Origin of the sequence: Streptomyces sp. PA03-3a (genome assembly GCF_033792735.1) — a bacterium.
In the GTDB taxonomy this organism is placed as follows: Bacteria; Actinomycetota; Actinomycetes; order Streptomycetales; family Streptomycetaceae; genus Actinacidiphila.
This window is the reverse complement of record NZ_JARAVM010000034.1, coordinates 83,018-89,249: the sequence shown is the minus strand read 5'-3', so window position 1 is coordinate 89,249 and position 6,232 is coordinate 83,018. Positions and strand designations below refer to the sequence as shown.

Below are 6,232 nucleotides of genomic sequence, written 5' to 3'. Positions count from 1 at the left end.
GCCCTCGGCCGCGGGTTGCGCACCGGAGGCCTTGCCGCCGCGGGCGGGTTTCGCGCCGGCCGCCTTCTGCGGCCGGGTGGCCGAGGCCGGCGGGTTCGGCGGGGCTGCGGGGGGCGGCGGGGGAGCCGAGCCCTCGGACCCGCTGCCGCGTGCGGGACGTGCGGCGCGGGCCCTCCCGTTCCCGCCCGGGCCGGGGGTGGCGTCGGGGAACGGCTGGCGATCGGTCACGATCAGGTCCTCCTCGGATGGGCGTGGGGGTGCCCGGTCAGGGGGTGCGGCCGTGCGGCGGCTGCGCGAGACGGCGCACCGCGGCCATGGGGATGGGCAGCCAGGCGGGCCGGTGCCTGGCCTCGTAGAGCACTTCGTAGACGGCCTTGTCGGTCTCGAAGGCTCGTATGACGACGGGCTCGTCCCTCGGATCGGTACCGGCGGCCTCCGCGTAGCCCGCGCAGAAGGCGGCGCGCTGCGTCTCCGCCCACTCGGGCGCCCCGGGGGCGGACGGGTCGTGGTGCCGGGCGGCGTAGTCGAAGGAGCGCAGCATCCCGGCGACGTCCTGCACCGGGGGCGCGGGACGGCGGCGTTCGGGCAGCGGCCGGGCCGGCTCGCCCTCGAAGTCGATGAGAACCCACCCTCCGGGCCCCGTGCGCAGGGCCTGACCGAGGTGGAGGTCGCCGTGGACGCGCTGCGCGGCCAGCGTCGTGCCGCGCGTGCCGAGCGCCGCGAGGTCGTCGAAGGCGGTCCTCAGCGCGGCGCGGTACGGCCGCAGGGCGGGCACCGCCGCCGCGGCGGCGTCCAGCCGTCCGGCCATCGCGGCGGCGAGCAGTTCGATCTGCGGACGGCGCAGGGTGCTCGTCGGCAGGGCGCGGGCCAGCGCCAGATGGACCTCCGCGGTGGCGCGCCCCAGAGCGCGCGCCTCGCCGGAGAAGTCCGTGCCGTCCTCCACGGCCTGGAGGGCGAGTTCCCACGCCCCGGCCGAACCGGGCAGGAAACGCTGCAGCACGCCGAGCGTGGCGGGCTCGGCGTAGAGGCCGAGCGCCTCGAACCAGGCGGCGGGCGCCGGGACCCGCCGCGAGCCCGCCCGCGCCAGGGCGAGCGAGAGCTCCAGGTCGGGGTTGGGGCCCGGGGCGATCCGCCGGAACAGCTTGAGGATGAACGTGTCGCCGTAGATGACCGAGCTGTTGGACTGCTCGGCGGTGGAGAGCCGGGGCGCCAGCCCCGCGGGGATCGCCGCGGCCGGCTCGGAACCGAAGCGCAGGTGCCCGGTGCGGCCGGGGGCGCGCAGCCGCTCCAGCAGCAGGGACGTCAGACGCGGGTCGTGCAGCGCCTCGTAGATGGTCAGGCCGTCCAGGGGGCCGCCGACGGCGTGCCCGACGAGGGCGGGGGCGAGCGCGGGCGGCAGCAGTGCCCGGGTGCCGAGCAGCAACTGATAGGTGTCGGCCGGCTGCCCGCGCCCGGTCCCGGGCATCCGCTCCTGCACGTCGTGGTGGACGTCGAGCAGCAGATGGAGCAGTCCGGGGGTGCCCAGCCGCCCGTCGGCGGGCAGCAACTCGGTGGCCGAGACCAGTCCGAAGCCGCTGATCGGCCGTCCCTTCCCGGCGAACCACCGCTGCCGGGGCAGCCACTCCCGCAGCATCGGGACGAGCGCGGAGAGCAGCCCCGGCGCCGGGGGCACGGTGGTCCCCGACCGGACTGCGGAGGTGCGAAGCCACGAGGTGTCCGACATGACGTCCTTTCCTCGGGTGCCGGGCCTGCTGGTTCCCTAAGTGAAGGGGCGTGCTGCGGCGATGGTCCGACGAGTGGGACGTGTCGGACGAATATCATCCGAGCCGGTCGATCAATTGGCGTACTTGGCGTACTTGGCGTACGAGGGACAAGGGCCCGTACAGCATCCGATATGACGCTGGATCCGGCAGGGGGAGCCTGCCCCGACGGCCCGGCACGAAACCGTGCCGGGCCGCCGGGTCGCCGTCACCCGGCGGGGACCGCCTACACCGCGTCGCGGCGCAGCCGGAACCAGTAGAAGCCGTGACCGGCGAGGGTGAGCAGGTACGGCCATTCGCCGACGGCCGGGAAGCGCACCCCGCCGATCAGCTCGACGGGATGCCTGCCGGTGAAGGACCGCAGGTCGAGCTCGGTGGGCTGGGCGAAGCGCGAGAAGTTGTTCACGCACAGGACGAGATCGTCCTTGTACTCGCGCAGGAAGGCCAGGACGGCCGGGTTGCTGGAGGGGAGTTCGGTGTACGAGCCCAGGCCGAAGGCCGGGTTCTGCTTCCGGATCTCGACCATCCGGCGGGTCCAGTGCAGCAGCGAGCTCGGGGAGCTCATCTGCGCCTCGACGTTGGTCACTTGGTAGCCGTAGACCGGATCCATGATGGTCGGCAGGTAGAGCCGGCCCGGATCGCAGGAGGAGAAGCCCGCGTTGCGGTCCGGGGTCCACTGCATGGGGGTGCGCACGGCGTCGCGGTCACCGAGCCAGATGTTGTCGCCCATGCCGATCTCGTCGCCGTAGTAGAGGATCGGCGAACCCGGCAGGGAGAGCAGCAGCGCCGTGAAGAGCTCGATCTGGTTGCGGTCGTTGTCCAGCAGCGGGGAGAGCCGGCGCCGGATGCCGATGTTGGCCCGCATACGCGGGTCCTTGGCGTACTCCGCGTACATGTAGTCGCGCTCTTCGTCCGTCACCATCTCGAGCGTCAGCTCGTCGTGGTTGCGCAGGAAGATGCCCCACTGGCAGTTCTCGGGGATCGCCGGGGTCTTGGCCAGGATCTCCGAGACCGGGTAGCGCGACTCCCGGCGCACCGCCATGAAGATGCGCGGCATGACCGGGAAGTGGAAGGCCATGTGGCACTCGTCGCCGCCCTTGGCGTAGTCGCCGAAGTAGTCGACCACGTCCTCGGGCCACTGGTTGGCCTCGGCGAGCAGCACCGTGTCCGGGTAGTGGGCGTCGATCTCCTCGCGGACCATCTTCAGGAAGTCATGGGTACGCGGCAGGTTCTCGCAGTTGGTGCCTTCCTCCTGGTACAGGTACGGCACCGCGTCCAGCCGGAAGCCGTCGATGCCGAGGTCCAGCCAGAACCGCAGGGCGGCCAGGATCTCCTCCTGGACTTTGGGGTTCTCGTAGTTGAGGTCCGGCTGGTGCGAGAAGAAGCGGTGCCAGTAGTACTGCTTGCGCACCGGATCGAAGGTCCAGTTGGAGCTCTCGGTGTCGACGAAGATGATGCGGGCGTCCTGGTACTGCTTGTCGTCGTCCGCCCAGACGTAGTAGTCGCCGTAGGGGCCGTCCGGGTCCGTGCGGGACTGCTGGAACCACTCGTGCTGGTCGCTGGTGTGGTTGACGACGAAGTCGATGATCACCCGCATCCCGCGCTGGTGGGAGGCGTCCACGAATTCCACGAAGTCGGCAAGGTCGCCGAACTCCGGCAGTACGGCCGTGTAGTCGGCGACGTCGTAGCCTCCGTCTCGCAGCGGCGAGGCGAAGAACGGCGGCAGCCACAGGCAGTCGACGCCCAGCCACTGCAGATAGTCCAGTTTGGCAGTGAGCCCTTTGAGGTCGCCGATGCCGTCGCCGTTGCTGTCCTGGAAGGACCGTACGAGGACTTCGTAGAAGACGGCCCGCTTGAACCAGTCGGGGTCCCGGTCTTTGGCCGGGGTGTCTTCGAACGTGTCAGGTACGGGTTCGTTGACGATCAAGTGGGTGACCCTCCTGTCGATGGAGTAGGTCGCAGGGTGAGGATGTGCGCGGGCGTACGGCCCGGCTCGAGGCGCACATAGTTGTCCCTGCCCCAGTGGTAGGTCTCGCCGGTGAGCTCGTCGCGCACCGGGGTGGACTCGTGCCACGCGAGGCCGAGTTCCGGCATGTTCAACGAGACGGTCGCCTCCTGGGTGTGGTGCGGGTCCAGGTTGACGACCACCAGTACGACATCGCTGCCGTCGCCCGAGCGCTTGGAGTACGCCAGCACCGCGTCGTTGTTCACGGGGTGGAAGCGCAGATCGCGTAGCTGCTGGAGCGCGGGGTGGCGGCGTCGCAGCCGGTTCAGCGTGGTGAGCAGCGGAGCCAGCGAACGGCCGTCGGCCTCGGCTGCCGCCCAGTCGCGGGGCTTGAGCTCGTACTTCTCCGAGTGTAGGTACTCTTCGCTTCCCTCGCGCACCGGCGCGTTCTCGCAGAGCTCATATCCGGCGTACACCCCCCATGTGGGGGAGAGCGTCGCCGCCAGGACCGCACGCGCCTCGAACGCCGGGCGGCCGCCCTGCTGCAGATAGGCGTGGAGGATGTCCGGGGTGTTGACGAAGAAGTTGGGCCGCATGTAGCTCGCGGCCTCGCCGGACAGCTCCGTCAGGTACTCCGTCAGTTCCTGCTTGCCGTTGCGCCAGGTGAAGTAGGTGTACGACTGCTGGAAGCCGATCTGGGCCAGGGTGTGCATCATGGCCGGACGGGTGAAGGCCTCCGCCAGGAAGATGACGTCGGGGTCGGTGCGGTTGATGTCGGCGATGACCTTCTCCCAGAAGACGACCGGCTTGGTGTGCGGGTTGTCGACCCGGAAGATCCGCACCCCGTGGTCCATCCAGTGCCGCAGCACCCGCTCGGTCTCCTGCACGATGCCGCCGAAGTCGGCGTCGAAGGCGATCGGGTAGATGTCCTGGTACTTCTTCGGCGGGTTCTCGGCGTACGCGATCGAGCCGTCCGCCCGGGTGGTGAACCATTCGGGGTGCTTGCCGACCCACGGGTGGTCGGGGGAGCACTGCAGCGCGAAGTCCAGGGCGATCTCCAGCCGCAGCTCGCGCGCCCGCTCCACGAAGAAGTCGAAGTCCTCGATCGTGCCGAGGTCCGGGTGGACGGCGTCGTGGCCGCCCTCCGCGGAGCCGATCGCCCAGGGCGAGCCCACGTCGTGCGGCCCGGGGTCGAGCGTGTTGTCCGGCCCCTTGCGGAACGCTGCGCCGATCGGGTGGACGGGTGGCAGATAGACCACGTCGAAGCCCATCGCGGCGATCGCCGGCAACCGTTCGGCCGCCGTGCGGAAGGTGCCGGACCTCGGTGGTCGCCGGCCCGTGGGGTCCACCACGGCACCCTCGGACCGGGGGAACATCTCGTACCAGGACCCGAACAGCGCACGCTGCCGCTCCACCTGGAGGGCCGCCGGACGGGAGGCGCTGACCAGGTCGCGCAGCGGGTGCCGGCCGAGCACCTCCACCACGTCGGCCGCGAGGGCGGCGGCGTGCCGCTCGGCGGGTGTGCGGGAGGTGTCGCGCAGCGAGTCGGCCGCGGCCAGCACCACGGCGCGGCCGTCCTTCTTGGGTACCCCGGCCGCCGCGCGCTCGTGCAGTTCGGCCCCCTCGGCGAGGACCAGTTCGGTGTCGATGCCCGCGGGGACCTTGATGCCCGCGTGGTGCCGCCAGGTGGCCACCGGATCGCTCCAGGCCTCCACCGTGTACGTCCAGCGGCCCTCCGCGGTCGGGGTCACCTCGGCGCCCCACCGGTCGGTGCCGGGGGCGAGTTCGCGCATGGGGATCCGTGGCCCGGAACGTCCCGCGGGGCTGCGCAGGACCACGTTGGCCGCCACCGCGTCATGTCCCTCGCGGAACACCGTGGCGGTGACCTGGAAGGTCTCGCCGACCACGGCCTTGGCGGGGCGGCGGCCGCAGTCGACCAGCGGGCGGACGTCCAGGACGGGGATACGACCGATCATTGCGCCTCACCAGTTTGTGCGGGTGGCCGGACGGGTACCTTCCGCTCTTTTTATCTGCTCCTTCGGATGCCTGCCTGTGGGCATGACCGCTCCTGTCCGCGTTCACTCGGGTGGGCGGATACGAGTTGTGGTGTGGGAGGGTTGGGCGCCGCGTCGCGCAAGGGTGAGCCTGCCCATTGGATGACGGTCGAATACTCCCCGGAAAGGGGTACTGGCGCGTAAGTTGCGCTCCCGGCGGCCCCGGCGGCGCCCGGACGAAGACAACCGGCCACCGTCCCGCGGCCCGGCGCGCACGGCCGCCGGGGGCGCCGGGCCGCCGCCCGTGACCCCGTCCCGGCCGTACGTCGTAGCCCCCTTGGTGCGCCGCGACCGACGGCCGTGCCGCAGTGGTCGTAGCCGCCGCCCGACACGCTGACGAGGCGCCCGCGGGCCCGCGGGCGGGGGGCCCGGGACGCCCGTGACGTCCCCGTACGCCAGGGCACGGGTGCCGCGTGGCGGCGCCCGGGTTCGGGATGTTGGGTCCCCGGTTGTCACCACCGCACCGAAAGATG

At 71.4% G+C, this 6,232-nt stretch carries 3 protein-coding genes and 1 pseudogene; all 4 read right to left on the bottom strand.

The window, feature by feature from the left end; genetic code table 11:
• Positions 1–228 (bottom strand): annotated as a pseudogene (locus PV342_RS32480) (hypothetical protein); the annotation flags it as partial.
• 37 nt (positions 229–265) lie between these two features.
• The gene (locus PV342_RS32475) at positions 266–1,723 is read right to left on the bottom strand and encodes a maltokinase N-terminal cap-like domain-containing protein (protein WP_500319781.1); all 1,458 of its coding nucleotides are present in this window, start codon (positions 1,721–1,723) and stop codon (positions 266–268) included.
• A 263-nt stretch (positions 1,724–1,986) separates the two neighbouring features.
• A complete protein-coding gene (gene treS, locus PV342_RS32470) occupies positions 1,987–3,687 on the bottom strand; it encodes a maltose alpha-D-glucosyltransferase (RefSeq protein ID WP_400802234.1) in 1,701 nt (566 codons plus the stop codon).
• Complete coding sequence (locus PV342_RS32465; RefSeq protein WP_400802236.1) at positions 3,684–5,681, bottom strand: alpha-1,4-glucan--maltose-1-phosphate maltosyltransferase; 1,998 nt, start codon at positions 5,679–5,681, stop codon at positions 3,684–3,686. The genes treS and PV342_RS32465 overlap by 4 nt, the downstream gene beginning before the upstream one ends.
• Between the last annotated feature and the right edge of the window lie 551 nt (positions 5,682–6,232).